Source organism: Gallaecimonas pentaromativorans, assembly GCF_003751625.1.
Classification (GTDB): Bacteria; Pseudomonadota; Gammaproteobacteria; order Enterobacterales; family Gallaecimonadaceae; genus Gallaecimonas; species Gallaecimonas pentaromativorans.
This window is the reverse complement of record NZ_RJUL01000011.1, coordinates 56,005-73,961: the sequence shown is the minus strand read 5'-3', so window position 1 is coordinate 73,961 and position 17,957 is coordinate 56,005. Positions and strand designations below refer to the sequence as shown.

Genomic DNA, 17,957 nt, shown 5'->3' with positions numbered 1-17,957 from the left:
GGGCCAATGCCCCGTCAATACAATCAGGCCAGCGCAGCGCGCTGGGCAGCAAAGAGGTCACGGATGCCGCTGTCGGCCAGATCCAGCATGGCGTTCAGTTCCTGGCGGCTAAAGGGCTCGGCCTCGGCGGTGCCCTGCACTTCAATCATGCGGCCATCTTCGGTCATCACCACGTTCATGTCGGTTTGTGCGCTGGAGTCTTCGATGTAGTCGAGGTCACACACCGCCTCACCTGCGACGATACCCACCGACAACGCCGCCACCATCTGCTTGAAGGGATTCTCCTTGACCTTCTTCTGCTCAACCATCCAGTTAAGGGCGTCAAACAGCGCCACACAGCCGCCGGTAATGGCCGCGGTGCGGGTGCCGCCGTCGGCTTGGATCACGTCGCAGTCCACGGTGATGGTGACATCGCCCAGTTTGGTCAGATCCACCGCGGCGCGCAGGCTGCGGGCAATAAGGCGCTGAATTTCCATGGTGCGGCCAGACTGCTTGCCACGGGCCGCCTCCCGGTCGTTCCGGGTGTGGGTGGAGCGAGGCAGCATGCCGTATTCGGCGGTCACCCAGCCTTGGCCCTTGCCTTTGAGCCAACGGGGCGCGCCATCCACCACAGAGGCGGTGCACAGCACCTTGGTGTTACCAAAAGCCACCAGCACCGAGCCTTCGGCATGGCCGGTGAAGTTGCGGGTAAGGGTGACCTGACGGGTCTGGCTGGGGGTTCTGCCGCTGTGTCGCATGGATAATCCTGTGGGTCCGAGGTGGCGCCATTATAGGGGAAGCGGCCATCTGCGGCCACGGCCAGGGGCCACAAGGTGAGCGGTGCCGCAGAAGCGATTTTCACGCCAGGCCCCTTCTGTGGGTATACTGGGCCCAAACCAATAAGGACAACCCTTATGACTTACAGCATGACCGCCTTTGCCCGTAAAGATGTACGGGCTGATTGGGGCACCGCCTCTTGGGAAATTCGCTCGGTAAACCAGCGTTACCTCGAAGCCTACCTGCGCCTGCCCGAATCCTTCCGAAGCTTTGACCCCGTCATCCGTGAAAAACTGCGCGCCAAACTGAACCGCGGCAAAGTGGAAATCCAGCTGCGCTTTGACGCCGCCACCGCCGACGCCAATGCCCTGGCCTTTAACAGTGCCCTGGCCGAGATGCTGATGGCCCGCGCCAGCGAGCTGGCCGCCAAGGCGCCCCAGGCGCAAATCAACGTGCTGGACGTGCTGCGCTGGCCCGGCGTGATGAACGCCCCGGAAGCCGACCTTGACGCCATCAGCGAAGCGCTACTGGCCGCCTTTGACGAAGGCCTGGAAGACTTTATCGCCGCCCGTGGCCGCGAAGGGGAAAACCTCAAAGCCCTTATCGAAGCCCGCCTCGACGGCGTGCTGGCGGAAGTGGCCAAGGTGCGGGAGAAAATGCCGGAGGTGCTGGCCTGGCAGCGCGAGCGCATGCAAAGCCGCTTTGAAGAAGCCAAAGTAGAGCTAGACCCTGCCCGCCTCGAGCAGGAAATGGTGATGCTGGCCAGCCGCGTTGACGTAGCCGAAGAGCTTGACCGCCTCGAGTCTCACGTCAAAGAAACCCGCAAAATCCTCAAGACCAAAGGCGCCATCGGCCGCCGCCTGGACTTTATGATGCAGGAGTTCAACCGCGAGGCGAACACCCTGGGCTCCAAGTCTATCAACAGTGAGATCACCGCCAGCTCGGTCGAACTCAAGGTACTGATTGAGCAGATGCGCGAGCAGATCCAGAATATCGAATAAGCGACAGCAAGCGATGCAGAAATACACAAGGTCCTGATAATAGGGCCTTTTTTTATGCCCGTTGTCTATGACGATCTTTATCCATCTCACCCAAGCCACCCACTTTTGGGGAGTACTTTGGGTAGTACAATCCGGCACAACTCTCCTTTAATACCAAGCCTTCTTCAGTACCACCCATCTCGCCACACGCACCAAACCGTCGAAGAATAGGTCCGCCATATAGCGCATCGTAAATCCGATAAATTGTGCACTAAAACCAAATAACTAGAGTTAATTCACACAATATAAGAGTTAATCGTGACTGCGAGAGAAGGCCAAGGTCTTTGAGCGGGTCGTCTTCAACCTTGTGTTCGACAACAGAGATGATCACCCCAAGAATTTCGCCTACCTCATGTCGCCCACCGGCACCTGGACACTGGCTCCCGCTTATGATGTGACCTCCTGCGAGGGACCGGGTGGTTATCATCAGATGGACGTGATGGGCGAGGCGATGGCGATTGGTCGAAAGCAGCTGCTTCAGCTTGGCGTGCAAGAGGCTGAACTGTCAGAGGCTCAAGTCAGTGACATCATCGGCAAGATCTGCGATGGGGCCAGTCACTTTACAAGCCTGACCAAGCACCTCTTACCGCGTCAGGTCACCGCAGACCCCCTGCACGCCAGCCAACGCCAAATTGATGACAACATCCGCCAACTCACCTCGATCCCACGGATTGGTGTGGGGCTTTATTTGGGAGCAAGGCCACCAGCAATAGCAGGTAGACACAAAGCACACGGATAAATGGTCTTTGTGTCCACTGCAGGCCGACGAGTCTGGCGACAAGCATGCGTTTGTGATGTGAGGTCGTACCGGCTCTTGGTTTGCTGTTTTGACTCGCAGCCCATCACCCTTCGCTTCCTGTAAAATAGGCCTCACCAACGGCGACCAGCCGACGCCACCGCAACAAAGAACAGATAAGGTAACGATAATGCTGAACGAACAGCAGATCTTGGCCGAAGCAGGCAGCGCCACTTTCGCCAAGGGAATGCAACTGTTGGCTCAGAACAAGGTCTTGCAGTTCAAGTTGGGGGCCGAACGTTGCACGGCAATGGTGCAGGGATCCCGGCCTTATCAGGTCCAAATCGATCTCCATTCAGGTCGGGCCTTTTGCAGCTGCCCCGCCGCCGAGTACCAAAGCCTCTGCAAACATGGGGTGGCGGTAGCTTTGCGCCTCAGCCTCGCCAACCAGGGTGTAGAACCGGCAAACGATGAAAGGGCCCAGCTCAGGGCACACTTCGCCGACAAGGCCGCCGATGAATTGGTGGAGATAGTGCTGGGCTGCCTGGAGCAGAGCCCTCACCTGTGGCAGAAGTGGCTGCTACAGGTACGTTCAGCCAAGCAGCCACTCAGTGTCACCGAGTTGAAAAAGCGCCTTACCCAGGCCCTGCCACTGCGCAGCCTCTGGGATTGGGACGAAGTCCGAGACTACTTCCTTGATGCGGAGCAGCAATTGGACATCCTCTGGCCCGTCCTGGCCAGGTTGGCTACCGAAGACCAGTGGAGCTTGGTCAACCATGCCCTGAAACGTTTCAACCTGGTGCTGGAACGGCTGGACGACTCGGGCGGCAACCGCTTCGCCGTCGAAGAGCAACTGTGCCGACAACTGGCGACCGTCTTCGACCGCCTCGACTGGAGCGACCAGAAAAAAGCCCAATGGTTGTTCGACAACCTGGATAACGACCAGGACATCTTCCCCAGGGTTCCTGAGGATTTCAGCTTGAGTGCCGAAACGCGGCATGCCTTGGGCGCACTCTGTGAGCAGGCATTACAAAAAGAGACCAAGGTGCTCAAGGGAAAAACCCCAGACTTTGAGTACACCTGGCGCATGAGTCGTTATGCCGCGCCCTTGCTGGCCTTGGCCATACAGAACGACGACTGGCGCGAACAGTTGCGCATCCGGGCCATGCTGGCCAGTCAAAGCGACGATTTCCTGGCCCTCTGCCAGCTCTGCCTGGCGCACCAGGCCCAAGACGAGGCCCAGGCCTGGCTGGACAGGGCCTATGCCTCAGCCAAAAGCCGCCACGAAAAGAATGCCTGCCGCCATCACGAGGTCGAAGTGAAGCTGGCCTTTGGTGACAGTCAGGGAGCTTGGTCACTGGCCTGGCAACTGTTCACCGAAGCGCCAAATTATGAAGCCTACCAGGAGCTTGCCAAGTTATATGGCCAGCTGGGCCAGCCCAGCCCTGACTTCCTGGCGCAGGTGGAATCGTGCTTCGAGCAAAAAGGTGGCGAGGCATTGCTGGCCTTTTACCTCGAACAGCGGCAATTGGATAAGGCAAGGGAGTGGACCAAAAACCACAGCGCCAATTCAGGGCTATTGCTGGCCTTGTCAGAAGAGCTGCTGGAGTGGCATCCCGACGAGGCCATCGCCCTCGTGCTGAAGGTGGTCAAGCCCCTGATTGAGCAGACCCATAACGATGCCTACCAGCAAGCCATCCTTCACCTGTCGCAGTTGCAAAAGCAGTTACGCGACCAAGGTCACTCACTGAAGCCCTTCCAGGACACCATCGAACAGTTGGCTGATCAATACCGGCGCAAGCGCAATATGCTGGCGCTGTTGAAGGAGCACTTTTAGCCCTGTCGTTGTTCAGCATGATGGCCGGGTAAAACTGGCCATCAGCCCCTGGCAACAGCAGAGCGGTGATAACTGGCCGTGACAAGATCCGAGTTGTTCACATCAGCGCTGAAGGGAAATAGTGTATGGGACTCCATTCCAGTTGTGGTGATAGCTAAGCGTTTGGCCACATCGGCAGGATATGGCCAAAGGCAGTGATTTACTTGACCGCTTCGATGTTGAACTGCTCAGGGTGGCATTTACTGCTCACAAGCACCGCTTAGGACGCAGTCGGCTTATCTAACTGGGTGGTGTCTGGGAAACGAAGGGCAATTGCGCACTTGCGTCGAAAATGGCTTGGTATAAAGCCAGCGAGAGGCGAGATACTCGACCGGAAAAGCTGGCAATGATACTTCGGTATATTATTAATTTATCAATAAATCTGGTATTTAAAGCTAGCTATTTTACCGACTCCTCTTTACCTCATTGCGCCTTTGGCAAGTCAGTAGGTCCGGGAGGTTTCTTCAAACACCGGATATTTTGCCCTCCTTTATCGGGCAAAGGGTTAGCGCTATGGCAGTCAATCAGCTCCTTGGCAGGGATAGCGAGCTTGCACAAATAGAGCAAGCCTATAACCGCGTAGCCCGCACCAGCTACTGCGAGATAGTGCTTATTTCTGGCACCGCCGGAGTTGGCAAAACCGCCCTGGCCAAAGCGTTCCTGAACCGCCACCCAAGTTACTCGGCCGCCATCGCCAAGGCGGACCAAAGCCAGTTCAAAGTGCCCTACTCCAGCCTTGCCAAAGCGCTGCGCTCGGTCACCGGCCCTCAAGCCCATGCCACTCAGCAGGAGCTTTTTAACAAGGGCTTTAACGAATTCACGGTTTTACCCTACGACGAGCACTTTGGCCGCGAGCTGGTACCCACCGCCACGTTGTCTTCGGCCCAGGCTCAGAGCAACCTGCACCAGCGGTTTTTGGGTTGCTTTGAGCAACTCTCCTCTCCCGGGCACCCGCTGGTGGTGGTACTGGACGACTTGCAATGGCTCGACCAAGGTTCCCTGACCCTGCTGCCCGCTTTTGCCCTTGGCGCCCAGCAGGATATTTTGCTGATCGGTACCTACCGCACCGAGCTGGACGCCGGCGCCCTGAGCCAGGTGCTAAATAAGGTGCACCAGGGCGCCTTGAAGGTCACCCACCTACAATTGGCCGGCCTGACGCAAAGCGCGGTACAGACCTGGCTTGCCCATTCGCTCCCCGGCCACAACCAACCGCAGTTATCGGCGCGCATCTTTCAAGAAACCGGCGGCAATCCTTTTTATGTTGGCTTGCTGCTGGAACGGATGAAAAGCCTTGGCGAAGAGGGCCAGCACCCGCGGCCCAGCAGTGACGACTTAAAAAGGCTGCTTCGCGACAAGATTAATCAGCTGCCCCAGCAAACCCGTGAGCTGCTGAAACTGGCAGCCGGTATTGGCGCCACTATCGAGGGGCCTTTGCTCAGCAAGTGCGCCAACCTGACAGAGCAGCAGCTGGGTCCGGCCCTGAATGCGGCCCTGGCGCAGTCCCTTTTATACAGGGATGCCTGTAACTGGAATTTCTGCCACGACACCGTGCAAGACGCCGCCTACCGGCTGCTGTCGGCGACAGAACGCCAGGCCCTGCACCGGCGTATTGCCATCGCCATGCTGGATCTCAATTACAACAAATCGCGGGACAACCTGCTGCTGTTGGCCGGGCAGCTTGCCAAATCGGCGCAGCTACCGGTAAGCCCTATTGATGCCGGGCGTTTTATCCGAGTACTTAAAACCGCCGCTACCCTGGCCCGCAAAATCGGTGTGCTGGACAGCGCCCGGCTGTATCTGGACGCGGCCATGGCCTTTAGCAAAAGCGCCAGTTACAACCCGGCGCAGTTTTGGGAGATTGAAGCGCTGCGCTGCGAAGGCTTGCTGGAGGATGCAGGCACCGACAGCACCGCCTTGGCCATTGAGTCGCTCATCAACAACTCGGCCAGCCCCCAGCAGTTGGCCCAAGCCATCGCCTTCAAAGCCAGCATGATGACCCTGCGGGGCCGTTATGAGGAAGCCACCGAGATAACCCTGGACGGCCTCAAGCAGCTGCATATCGACCTGCCCCGCCAGCCCAGCCCGCAACTGCTAGACCAGACCTACCAATCGGTCATGGCCAAGATAAACGCCCTGGGGCCGGACGGCCTGCTGGCGCTACAACTACTGAAAGACCCAGCCACTGAAACCGCCATGGGGCTGCTGGCGACCTTGCAGTCGTCTTTCTTCGCCAATGACGGCCTGATGTTTTTGCACCTGGCCAAAATGGTGGAGCTGACCCTTAAGCATGGCCTGACCGACACCTCCTGCTACGCCCTGGCCTGGTTTGGAGTCTCCATTGCCAGCCGCCACGACGCGGTTCGCGACGGCTTGAGTCTGGCTCAGACAGCGAAGCAGTTAATCGACAAGCACCATTTCCACAGCTCAAAAACGGCGGTATTGATCGCACTTGACCAAGTCAGTGCCTGGACGCTGCCGCTCAGCTACGCCTTGGAGCAAGCCCGCGAGGCCTTTGCCTTTGGCAAAACCAGCGGCGACCTGCCCATGGCCTGCTACGCCTGTAACCATGTGGCCGGCAACATGATGGTGGCCGGCGAGCACCTGCAACTGGTGCAAGATGAAATTGGCCGGGGCCTGCTTATTGCCAGGCAAGTGGGTTTCCGGGATGTTGAAGATATCCTCAATACCCAGCGGGCCTATGCCTGTACCATGGCCCAGGACGGCTTTAAGCCCGGGCACATCATTAAAGCCGCCGGCCAAAGCACCCTTTCGCCGCTGCTTTTTTGGCGGCAACTCTTTGAAGGCATGGCAGCCTTTTTGTTTCGAGACCTGGGCGCCGCCATGGCGGCGCTGGCCGAAGCCAAAGAGTGGCGCTGGGCAACCCCGGCTCACATCCAACTGGCCGATTGGTACCTGTTCAATGCGCTTTGTCATATTCAAAGCCGCCACCCTCAAGCCGCGGGCCATGCACTGGAATGCCGCGCCGTGCTGGCCAGTTACGCACAGCGCAACCCCTTTACCTTTAACAACAAGGTGTTGCTGCTTGATGCCGAGCTGGCACTGATGTCTGGCGACAGCATTGCAGCCCTTGCCGCCTATGAAGGCTCAGCTCGCGCCGCCCAGGCAGCGAACCTCATCCATGAAAATGCCCTGGCCTACGAGCTGGCGGCCCGCTGCGCCAGTGCCTGCCACCTGCAGGAAGTGGCCGGCAATTATCTGCAAAAGGCCCTGACGGCGTACCGGGACTGGGGAGCCCATGCCAAGGTCAAGCAGCTCAGCGCCGAGTTTGGAGCCGAGTTGGCCCCCAAAACCGAGCTGGCGCTAAAACCCCTGCGCGACATCAGCCACAGTGCCGGTCGCCAGTTGCTGATTGAAAAGGTGCTCGAAGACGCTCTGGCACTCAGCTCGGCCCAAACAGCGCTCTTTATCTGCGTACAGCAACAGCAGTTGCAACTGACCGCCAGCGCCAGCTTGGCGGGCAATAAAGTGCAGCTTTATCAAAACGCAACACCCCTGACCAACCAGCATGCACCGCTCTCCATCGTAGCCCTGGCGGTGCAAACCGGTAAAACCTTGGTGTTCGACAACGCCATTGCCGAGGCCACCGAGCAGCACGCCAGCAGTTTGGAGCAACACCCGGTCCACTCCCTGCTCTGTTTGCCGTTAAAAGCGCAAGGCAGCACCGTGGCCGTGCTCTACCTCGAGAACAACTCCCGGACCCACGCCTTTGCCTTGTCGGAAGTGGAGGCCCTCAAGCAGTTTGCCGATTACGCAGCCATTGCCCTGCACCAAAGCCACCTCTATGCCGAGTTGCTGGGCCGAAGTACCCGGCAGCTGCAAACTGAGTCGGCTCTGGCCAGCGCCCGCCACGAGCTTATCCATACTTCTCACCTGCGGGTGCTGGGGGGCTTTGCCGCCTCTTTGGCTCACGAGATAAACCAACCGCTGCTGGCCATGGTGGCCAATGCTGCGGCAGCCAGCCGTTGGCTGAAACTCACGCCCCCCAATATGGAGGAGGTGGCCACTAACCTGCAGGCCATTGAGTCTGCGGGCCTGCGGGCCGGTGATATCGTCAGAGCCGTACGCACCCTCGCCCGCCAAGCGCCAGAGCAGCTCAGCCTGCTTGAATTCGACCAGGTGGTAGAAGCGGTACTGGGGGTGCTGAGCACCGAACTGACCGACTCGGCCGCCGATATAGAAACGCAGCTCAATGCCAATGAATGGGTGCTGGCTGACAGTACCCAGTTGCAACAAGTGGTCTTGAACCTAGTGACCAACGCCCTGGACGCCATGACCGAGACAGAGCCCGGCAACCGGCACCTGCGCATCACCTCCAGCCGCCGTGACAACTTCGTGGTGCTGACCATTGAAGATAACGGCAGCGGCATTACCGCCGCCGACCGCGACCAGATCTTCAATCCCTTTTTCACCACCAAAGACAGCGGCCTGGGAATGGGCCTGGCCATCTGCCGCTCCATTGCCCAAGTGCACGGCGGCACCCTCGATATCGCCAGCACCAGCCCCAACGGCACCGTGATGGTGCTCACCCTGCCGGTAGCCCAGCCCCAGGCCAGCACCGGCGGGTTATAAAAAAGCCCGGCGGTGCCGGGCTTTTTTGCGCGTTGATCTCAGCTCTTTTGCATGTAATCGAGGGTGAGGTTGGAGAGCAGCTTTACCCCCAATTCCATGCCCGCGTCGTCCACGTAAAAATCCGGGGTGTGGTGGGACGGGGCCTTGTCTTCGGGTACGTCCAGGGGTTTGCCGCCGACGAACAGGAACAAACCCGGTACTTTTTCCTGATAGAACGAAAAGTCCTCGGCGCCGGTGACGGCCTGGGCTTCTTTGACGTGGCCTTCCCCTGCGGTGCGGCTTAAGGTGGGCAGCATTTTGGCCATCAGCGCCGGGTCGTTGTAGGTGATGGGGTAGGAATCGCCATAGGGCATGGTTAGGGTAGCGGTGGCGCCCATGCTGTCGGCAATGCCTTTCACCTTACGGGCCATGGCTTCATACACCAGCTCACGCGCCTTGGGGTTGAGGGTGCGCACGGTGCCGGCAAGGTCTACCTCGGCGGGGATGATGTTGGTGCGGTTACCGCCTTTGATCATGCCCACGCTCACCACGGCGCCGTTGTCGATGACTTTCACTTCACGGCTGACGATGGTTTGCAGTGCCATCACCAGCTGCGCCGAGGTCACCACAGGGTCGACGCTCATCCAGGGGTAGGCGCCATGGGATTGCTTGCCGTGCACCTCAATCTTGAACGGGTCCACCGCCGCCATCACCCCGCCAGCGCGGTATTTGACGGTGCCGATGTCGGTCTGGGAATTGATGTGCAGGCCAAATACCACGTCCACGTCAGGGTTTTTCAGTACCCCTTCTTTGACCATCAGCTTGGCGCCGCCCTCTTCTCCCACCGGCGCGCCCTCTTCGGCGGGCTGGAAGATAAATTTCACTTTGCCCTTAAGCTCGCCCTTCATGGCCACCAGCACCTTGGCGGCGCCCATCAGCATGGCGATATGGGTGTCGTGGCCGCAGGCGTGCATCACCGGCACCGTTTCACCGTTGTATTCGCCGGTGACCTCGGAGCGGTACGGCAGGTTGTTCACTTCTTTAACCGGCAGGGCGTCCATGTCGGCGCGAAGGGCCACCACCGGGCCCGGCTTGCCGCTGTCCAGCACTGCCACCACCCCGGTTTTGGCAACGCCGGTCTGCACCTCAAGGCCCAGGCCTTTCAGGTACTTGGCCACATAAGCCGCGGTTTGAAACTCGCGGTTGGACAATTCCGGGTGCTGGTGGAAGTGGTGGCGCCACTCCACCACCTGGGGCTGAACCTTATCGGCCAGCTCTTCAACGGAGCCGGCCCAGGCCAGGTTGCTGGCCAGCAGGCTGAGGGCGAAAAGACCTTGGTATTGCATGGGCTGATACTCAAAAAGGAACCTGGGATCAGGCTACTACAGAAGGTTGCAATAATGTAAAGCCGCTGCGACAAGCTGCCGTCTTCAGGCGTTTGCCCCGCCCTTGCCAGCAAAAGCGATGGTCTTAAGCTATTTTACCAAGCATTTATTGATAACGATTCTCTTTTGATCTTTATGGGAAAGTGCTTTACTGAACTCCCCTCGCCAGGGCTTAAGGCCTGGCGACACCCACAGCCAAGGAGATCCGCTTATGGCACACCAACTCCCCACCCTGCCCTACGCCTATACCGCCCTCGAACCCCACATTGACGCACTGACCATGGAAATTCACCACAGCCGCCATCACCAGGCCTACGTGGACAAGCTCAACGACGCCCTGAGCGGCACCGGCTTTGCAGCCATGCCGGTCGAGCAGCTGCTGCGACATTTGAGTGACCTGCCTGACGCCAAACGCCAGGCGGTTATCAACAATGGCGGTGGCCACGCCAACCATTCGCTGTTCTGGCAGGTTATGTCGCCTGAAGGCGGCGGCGCCCCCAAAGGCCGGGTGGCCGATGCCATCGACAAAGAACTGGGCGGTTTTGACGCCTTCAAAGAGGCCTTTACCAATGCCGCCGTGGCCCGCTTTGGCTCGGGCTGGGCTTGGTTGTCGGTAACCGGCGACAACAAGCTGGTGGTGGAAAATACCCTCAACCAGGACAGCCCGCTGATGCACGGCCACACCCCCATTCTGGGGCTGGACGTGTGGGAGCACGCCTATTACCTCAAGTACCAAAACAAGCGCCCCGAGTACATTCAGGCCTTCTACCAGGTGGTTGACTGGGCCGAGGTAGAAACGCGCTATCAAGCCGCCCTCGCCTGAGGGTAAAAAAGGCGGCCTGAGCGCCGCTTTTTTACGCTATTCCCGCCTCCCGATAGGGAAAGGGCGTTTCCCTGATTGGGAAAGCCGCTTTCCCGTCCATTTGTGGTCGCAATTGCGTTAAATCTTCCAGCCAGGCCCGCAACAGGGCTGATGCAGCCAAAACCAAAAAACACAGCAGGAAGACAACGTGAATAACAAAATTGCATTTGCGCCACTGGCCGCCGCCGTGGTGATTGGGGGTCTGTCGTGCGCCGCCCATGGCCAAACCGTCTATAAAGATGCCGATAACACCCTGGATATCTATGGCCGTTTGCAGGCCCAAGTCGGCAACGACTGGGAACGCTCGGAAGATAGCGGCGCCGACACCCACATGGGTGGCCGCCTGGGCATCAGCATGTCCCGGGCTCTGTCTGCCTTTGACGACTCGCCCCTGGAAGGCACCCGGGTGGTGGGCAAATACGAGTGGCAAGTCAATACCGAGAAGTATGAGACCAACACCAATGCCGACGGCACCTGGAACGCCCGCTACGCCTACCTGGGGCTGAGCAACAAAAAATACGGCGACCTGCTGTTTGGCCGCACCCAGAACCCGCTCTGGCAGGCCATCAAGATCACCTACAAGTACATGAACTGGGTGCCCAACACCAACAGCTACCTGCTGACCCGCATCGACAACTCCTATCAGTTCAACCGCCAGGACGGCACCATCCAATGGAACTTCAGCCACGGTAACCACCTGTTCGAGGCCGCCTACGTGATGGGCAATGGTAATTCCAGCGACAAGGTGGACGACGGCACCATGGCCAGTTACCGCTACACCTACAAAAGCGGCGACATAACCCTGATCCCGGTGCTGGCCTACAGCGATTTCAACGCCTCCCAAGCCAGCATCGAAGACAAAAACGAAAAAGAGCACCAGCAGATCATCGGTGGCCTGGATTTCTACTACGGCGACCTCAACATCGGCTTCACCGCCAACCACCAAATCCTCACCGATTACGACAACTCCGAGCGTAAATTCAACGGCTTTGACGGCCTGGTGGCCTACGATATGGGCCGCACCCGCCTGACCCTGGGCTATTCCAGCATCCAGGAGGTGTCGGTTACCCGCAAAAAAGAAGACTGGCGGGCCGAACTGCGCTACCGCCTAGCCTCTCAAACCTATCTGTCGGCCACCTATCTGAGCGACAGGGTGAAAGACGAAAACAGCTATGTTTTCGGGCTGCGTTTCTACTTCTAAACCGAAGGGGTGACTCATGAGAATGCTATTTGCAATGCTGGTGTCGCTGCTGTCCTTTGCCGCCAGCGCCGCCCTGGAACAGGGCTATCACACCTACGACTACAGCCTGCCGGCCGCCACCGGCAAAAACGGCCAGGTGATGAAGGTGTGGTACTACAAGCCGTCCCACTACACCGCCGACACCCCGGTGCTGTTTGTCTTTCACGGCCGCAAGCGCGACGCCGACAACTACTCGGCCCAGTGGAAGGCGCTGGCCGAAAAATACAACCTGATGCTGCTGGTGCCCGAGTACTCCACCCAGCTCTACCCCGGCGCCAACGGCTATAACCTCGGCAATGTCTACCACGCCGTCAGCCGCGCCGAGGTCAAAGGCCTGGTGGTGCCCAAGGAGATCAACCCCAAAGACCAGTGGAGCTTTACCCTGGCCGACAAGATCTTCGCCGACTTCAAAACCCGTGAAGACTCCCACGCCACCCGCTACTACGCCTACGGCCACGGCGGCGGCAGCCAATACCTGCTGCGCATGCTGATGTTCTACCCCGAGGCCAAAATCAAGATGGCCATCGTCGCCAACCCCGGCTGGTACACCCTGCCCAGCCGCGACGAAAGGTGGCCCTACGGCCTGCGCGGTGTGGACGTGATTGACACCGCTACCCTGAAGCGGTTCTTCGCCCTACCCTTGACCCTGATGCTGGGCGACCACGACGACGACTTTAACCACTACCTGTTCCGTAACGCCCCCGAGGCCAACCGCACCGGCATCGATGGCCGTTTTGAACGAGGCCATTACTACTTCAACTACGCCCGCGACGTGACCAAAGCCCTTAATACCCCCCTGAACTGGCAGGAACACACCGTCAAAGGGGCCGAGCACGACAACTTCATCGTTCAGCTCGACGCTGTCCAAGCCATCATGGGAGACATCAATGAAAGCAAATAACCTGCTGGCCATTGCCGCCCTGCTGCTGGGTAGCGCACCGGTGCTCGCAAGCGACTACCAACTGGGCGCCCCCACCTACGCCAACGGCAAGGAAACCACCTACTACCCCGGCGGCCAAGTCAAAGCCGTGGTGGCGGTTAGCGGCAACAAACACCACCGCGACGGCGAGGCCCTGGCCTACTACCCAGACGGCAAACTGCTCTCCAAAGGGCAGTACCGCAAAAATAAGCCTTTTGGCCCCTACACCCAGTACTTCGAGAACGGCAAAGTTCGCCTCAGTGCGAGCTACGACAAAAAGGGCAAGATGGCCGGCCCGGTAGAGGAGTACTACGACAACGGCCAGCTGAAAATGGCCACCACCTACGACAACGGCCATGCCCGCAGCACCAAGGAAGTACACTACTACCCCAGCGGGGAAGTGCTAAGCCGCCTTGAGCGCAACAGCCATGGCCGTAAAACCGGTATGCGGGTCGATTATTTTAAAAACGGTAAAGTCTCCCAGGAAATTCCCTATAAGAGTTCCTCTCGGGAGGGCACCCGTAAAATTTATAATGACCAAGGTCAACTTATTACCAAAGTCGAATATAAAAAAGATAAACCACTTTATGCAGTTATTTATCAAGACGGTAAAGAAGTGAAAAAGATAACCGACGCCAAAGGCCTGCACCCTTATTTATTGAAAGACTAACCAACCGTTAACCTTCTGTAGTGGACTTGGCCCTGCTTTAACAAGCAGGGCCCTTTTTTATGGGAAGGTATTAAATTCACCAAAAAGGGATTCCAGGGCATCCATTCGCGACTTATCCATATGATCGAGCGCGATTTTTCGAAGCAGCGCTTCAATCAGTACCAGGCCACTGCTGCGGCTTTGAAAAATGCTGCCGGACGTGCTGGCCACAATCAGCTCGATGTCGCTATGGGGGCTGTAAGGGTTGGCCGAGGTGTTGCTGAGCACCACGATCTTGGCGCCCCTGGCCCGAAACCACTTGGTGACCTTGGCCGCATCGACATTGAACCGGTAGAAGGAAATCACGAACAGCACGCTGTGCTCGTCTACATCCAGCAGGCTGTGGGGCAGCAGCGAGGTATCCAGCGACAGCTGCTGCACGTCGCCCCGGATATAGCGAATGAAGGTGGTGAAGTACACCGCCAGCGAGCCGCTGGACGCCGGGCCAATCACATAGAGTTTTTTAGACAAATCAGCAAGATAACTAGCAGCTTGGTCAAAGTCGCTGGCGCTTATCTGGTCCAGGGAGTCATAAAGGTTAGCCACCACATCTTTGACGTGGCAGGCAAACACCGCCTGGTCGTCAGACATCAGCCCCCGGTTGGCGGCCTCCCACGGCGAAGGGGAACGGCCTTGCTCCAGGGAGCTGACCACCGCCGCCTTGAAGCGGGCATAGCCTAAAAAGCCGATTTTATTGAGAAAGCGCCCGATGGTGGCCTTGCTGACACCGCAGGTGTTGGCGATATCGGTAATGCCGTAAAACGGCAGTTCCTTGAAGATGCCTTCGATGTAATGGGCCACTTTCAGCTCGGCTTCCGGCAGGTGTTGCAGGCTGGCCAGCCGCTCCCGGTAATCGGCAAGGTGCAGGGTTTGCGGACCGGGCATAACGACCTCTTTTGATCCTGATAATGGTTACCCCGGGATGGGAATAGGGATTTCCCATTCTCCCAGGCAAAAACATGTGCACAATGGCAAAAGCAGAAAATAAAGCAGTACTGGCACTTATAACAAAACATCGCCATTTAAGGAACAAAGATGATTGCACTCCTCGCCATTCCTATCGTGATAGGCGCTGGTTATCTGGTAATAAAACGCTACCAAACCTCAGCCGTTTTATTTGCCGCCGGCTTATTAATGATGGCCATCGGTTGTTATTTTTATAATGCCTCCTTCTTGCCCGGAAAATTAACCACATCGGGCAGCCATTTCATCGACTTCTTTTTAATCATCAAATATTTCAGCGCCACCACCCTGGGTAACCTGGGGCTTATCATCATGGCGGTGGGGGGCTTTTCCAAATACATGAACCACATCGGCGCCGCCGATGCCATGGTCGAGGTGGCCACCAAGCCGCTGTCGTGGATCAAAAACCCTTACCTGATCCTCGCCTTTACCTACCTGCTGGGCCAAGTGCTGAACATCTTTATCCCCAGCGCCGTGGGCCTGGCCATGTTGTTGCTGGTGGCCCTGTACCCGGTGCTTATCAAGGTAGGCTGCTCGCCAGCGGCGTCGGCGGCGGTGATCGCCACCACCGCTTGCCTGGATTTGGGCCCGGCCTCCGGCGCCTCCAACAAGGCGGCAGACGTGATTGGCATCGACGCCGCCACCTATTTTGTGCAGCACCAGATGCTGTACGCGCCGGTGGTGATGCTGGTGATCGCAGTGCTGCATTACCTGTCCCAGTCCTATTTTGACCGGCGCGAGCAGCGCAAGGGCTCGCTCAAAGCCGTTGAAAAACCCAAAGACAGCGCCCAGGCCCCTCGCTGGTTTGCTTTCTTGCCGGTGATGCCCCTGGCGCTGCTACTGACCTTCAGCAAATACGGCATCGCCAGCATCCAGGTGGATGTGATCACCGCCATGTTCATCAGCCTGTTCGTGGCCATGGTCTGCCAGTACCTCTACTGCCGAGACGGCAAGACGGTGGCGGCGTCGCTGTCGGTATACCTGCAAGGCATGGGCGCTATTTTTGCCTCTGTGGTGTCGCTTATCATCGCCGCCCAAACCTTTGTCGCCGGCCTCAAGGCCATGGGTTTTATCGATTTGTTGCTGTCCACCTCCGAGCACCTGGGCTTTGGCTATGTGGCCATCACCATAGTGCTTATCGCCATTATCGGCCTGACCGCGATTTTGTCGGGCTCTGGCAACGCCGCCTTTTTTAGCTTCTCAAGCCTGGCGCCCGGCGTGGCGGCCCAAGCCGGGGTCAGCACCGCCGTTATCGCCATGCCCATGCAGTTGGCGGCGGGGCTGTTTCGGTCCTTCTCGCCGGTGTCGGGGGTGATCATCGCCTGCGCCGGGGTGGCCGAGGTGTCACCGATGGACTTGGTTAAACGCACGGCGCTACCGATGCTGGGCGGCATCGTCACCCTTATCATCCTAAGCAGTATGGGAGCCTGACATGGACCGCAGCGCACGCAGCACCTCCGTTTACGATTCAACACTTTATGGGCCGATCTTTAGCAACCCGGCCATGGCGGCGCTGTGGTCGGACGATGAAATGGTAAAGAGCTGGCTGAGCGTGGAAACCGCCCTGGCCCAGGTGCAGGCAGAGCTGGGGGTGATCCCCACCGAGGCAGCCCAGGCCATTGCCAAAGCGGCCCTGGTGGACAACCTGGATTGGTCACGCCTGGCGCTAGACACCGCCGAAGTGGGCATGGCCATCAAGCCGGTGATAGACCAGATAGCGGCGGCCGGTGGCCCGCTGGTGCAACAGTACCTGCATTGGGGCGCCACCACCCAGGACGTGCTGGACAGCGGCCAGGCGCTGCGCCTGCAACGGGCCCTGGCCCTTATCAAAACGCAGCTTTGCGAGCTGATCGCAGTGCTGTCGGCCATGGTCGAGGCCCATCGTCACACCCTGATGGTGGCCCGCACCAACGCCCAGGACGCCGCCCCCAGCACCTGGGGCTTTCATGCCAGCTCTTACCTCACCGAGCTTTGCCGGCACTGGCAGCGCCTTGGGGAACTGACCCCAAGAGCAACCATGGGCATGTATGGCGGCGCCATCGGCAACCTGGCGTCGGTAGGCAGCCAGGGCATAGCGATACGCAACCGGTTGCTGGCCAAGTTGGGGCTGCCTTGCCCCCAAGGCCAATGGAACGCCAGCCATGACGGCCTGGTGGAAGTGGTGCAGTTTTTCGCCCTGGTGCACGGCACCTTGCTGCGCATCGCCAACGACGTGGAGCTGATGAGCCGCGCCCCCATCGCCGAGGTGCAAGAAGGGGAAAGCGGCGGCGGCTCCAGCACCATGCCCCACAAGGCCAACCCCCGCGCCGCCAATATGATCCAGGCCCTGGCCCGGCTGGGCTGGATGTACGCCAGCAGTGCCCCAGCCATGCTCGACCAGCAGGATGTGCGCTCCTCCTCGGCCCGCATGTTGGACTGGTCGCTACTGCCCGAAGCTTGCCTGGCGGTGTCGGGAGGCTTGTTGCGGGCCAATAAGCTGCTGGCCAAGCTGCACATCAACAGCCAGCGGATGCGCGATAACTTCCAGGCCTCGCGCCACCTTATCCTCTCTGAGGCGGTGATGATGAAACTGGCCGAGAAGGTGGGCCGCGAACAGGCCTACGGCTTGGTAAAAGACGCCATAGCCCGCCATCCCGAGCCACACTGGCAGTTGCCAGCACTGCTGCGCGACACCCCGGCGGTGATGGCCCATTTCAGCGACGACGAACTGGCCAGAGCCTGCGACCCGGCCGGCCACCTGGGGGCCAGCAACGCCCTGATCGACGAAGCCCTGGCTCTGGCCGCTTCTATCAAGTGATGCACAAAAGCGGCCAGATGGCCGCTTTTCATTGGTGTTTTGGCTTTTTTAACAGCACGTTACATTGCATCAGTTTTTTCTTTAACAGCCGCTTTTTTCCGTGCG

General features: G+C 58.7%; 13 protein-coding genes. 10 read left to right on the top strand and 3 right to left on the bottom strand.

Features of this window, described 5'->3' with window-relative positions; genetic code table 11:
* Nucleotides 1-23: 23 nt before the first annotated feature.
* Entirely contained in the window at nucleotides 24-737 is a 714-nt protein-coding gene (rph, locus tag EDC28_RS17555; RefSeq protein ID WP_123422474.1) for a ribonuclease PH, read from the bottom strand.
* A gap of 156 nt (nucleotides 738-893) precedes the next feature.
* Between rph and EDC28_RS17550 the strand changes: the two genes are divergently transcribed.
* From EDC28_RS17550 to EDC28_RS17535, 4 genes are all read left to right on the top strand, one after another.
* The gene (locus EDC28_RS17550; RefSeq protein ID WP_123422473.1) at nucleotides 894-1,757 is read left to right on the top strand and encodes a YicC/YloC family endoribonuclease; all 864 of its coding nucleotides are present in this window, start codon (nucleotides 894-896) and stop codon (nucleotides 1,755-1,757) included.
* A 346-nt stretch (nucleotides 1,758-2,103) separates the two neighbouring features.
* Nucleotides 2,104-2,535, top strand: coding sequence for a HipA domain-containing protein (locus tag EDC28_RS17545; RefSeq protein ID WP_419179038.1), 432 nt, complete (start codon nucleotides 2,104-2,106; stop codon nucleotides 2,533-2,535).
* Nucleotides 2,536-2,722: 187 nt separating this feature from the next.
* The gene (locus tag EDC28_RS17540) at nucleotides 2,723-4,369 is read left to right on the top strand and encodes an SWIM zinc finger family protein (RefSeq protein WP_123422471.1); all 1,647 of its coding nucleotides are present in this window, start codon (nucleotides 2,723-2,725) and stop codon (nucleotides 4,367-4,369) included.
* Between the two features lie 552 nt (nucleotides 4,370-4,921).
* The gene (locus tag EDC28_RS17535; RefSeq protein WP_123422470.1) at nucleotides 4,922-8,998 is read left to right on the top strand and encodes a trifunctional serine/threonine-protein kinase/ATP-binding protein/sensor histidine kinase; all 4,077 of its coding nucleotides are present in this window, start codon (nucleotides 4,922-4,924) and stop codon (nucleotides 8,996-8,998) included.
* A gap of 38 nt (nucleotides 8,999-9,036) precedes the next feature.
* On the opposite strand, the gene EDC28_RS17530 is transcribed toward EDC28_RS17535, so the two are convergent.
* Nucleotides 9,037-10,323: an amidohydrolase gene (locus tag EDC28_RS17530; RefSeq protein WP_123422469.1), complete on the bottom strand. Its 1,287-nt coding sequence runs from the start codon at nucleotides 10,321-10,323 to the stop codon at nucleotides 9,037-9,039.
* Nucleotides 10,324-10,573: 250 nt separating this feature from the next.
* Here EDC28_RS17530 and EDC28_RS17525 point away from each other — a divergent pair, with 250 nt between their 5' ends.
* The 4 genes from EDC28_RS17525 (at nucleotide 10,574) to EDC28_RS17510 (ending at nucleotide 14,053) form a co-directional block, all read left to right on the top strand.
* Entirely contained in the window at nucleotides 10,574-11,185 is a 612-nt protein-coding gene (locus tag EDC28_RS17525; RefSeq protein WP_123422468.1) for a superoxide dismutase, read from the top strand.
* A gap of 187 nt (nucleotides 11,186-11,372) precedes the next feature.
* Nucleotides 11,373-12,425: a porin gene (locus tag EDC28_RS17520; protein ID WP_123422467.1), complete on the top strand. Its 1,053-nt coding sequence runs from the start codon at nucleotides 11,373-11,375 to the stop codon at nucleotides 12,423-12,425.
* Nucleotides 12,426-12,441: 16 nt separating this feature from the next.
* On the top strand, nucleotides 12,442-13,365 hold the full coding sequence (locus EDC28_RS17515; RefSeq protein WP_148049878.1) for a hypothetical protein: 924 nt from the start codon (nucleotides 12,442-12,444) through the stop codon (nucleotides 13,363-13,365).
* A complete protein-coding gene (locus EDC28_RS17510) occupies nucleotides 13,352-14,053 on the top strand; it encodes a toxin-antitoxin system YwqK family antitoxin (RefSeq protein ID WP_123422465.1) in 702 nt (233 codons plus the stop codon). The genes EDC28_RS17515 and EDC28_RS17510 overlap by 14 nt, the downstream gene beginning before the upstream one ends.
* 57 nt (nucleotides 14,054-14,110) lie before the next feature.
* Here EDC28_RS17510 and EDC28_RS17505 read toward each other — a convergent pair whose 3' ends face one another.
* Complete coding sequence (locus EDC28_RS17505) at nucleotides 14,111-14,977, bottom strand: MurR/RpiR family transcriptional regulator (protein ID WP_123422464.1); 867 nt, start codon at nucleotides 14,975-14,977, stop codon at nucleotides 14,111-14,113.
* 150 nt (nucleotides 14,978-15,127) lie between these two features.
* Here EDC28_RS17505 and dcuC point away from each other — a divergent pair, with 150 nt between their 5' ends.
* On the top strand, nucleotides 15,128-16,486 hold the full coding sequence (dcuC, locus tag EDC28_RS17500) for a C4-dicarboxylate transporter DcuC (protein ID WP_050658935.1): 1,359 nt from the start codon (nucleotides 15,128-15,130) through the stop codon (nucleotides 16,484-16,486).
* A gap of 1 nt (nucleotide 16,487) precedes the next feature.
* Nucleotides 16,488-17,852 (top strand): class-II fumarase/aspartase family protein, encoded by a 1,365-nt coding sequence (locus tag EDC28_RS17495; RefSeq protein ID WP_123422463.1) that lies wholly within the window; start codon nucleotides 16,488-16,490, stop codon nucleotides 17,850-17,852.
* Nucleotides 17,853-17,957 lie beyond the last annotated feature (105 nt).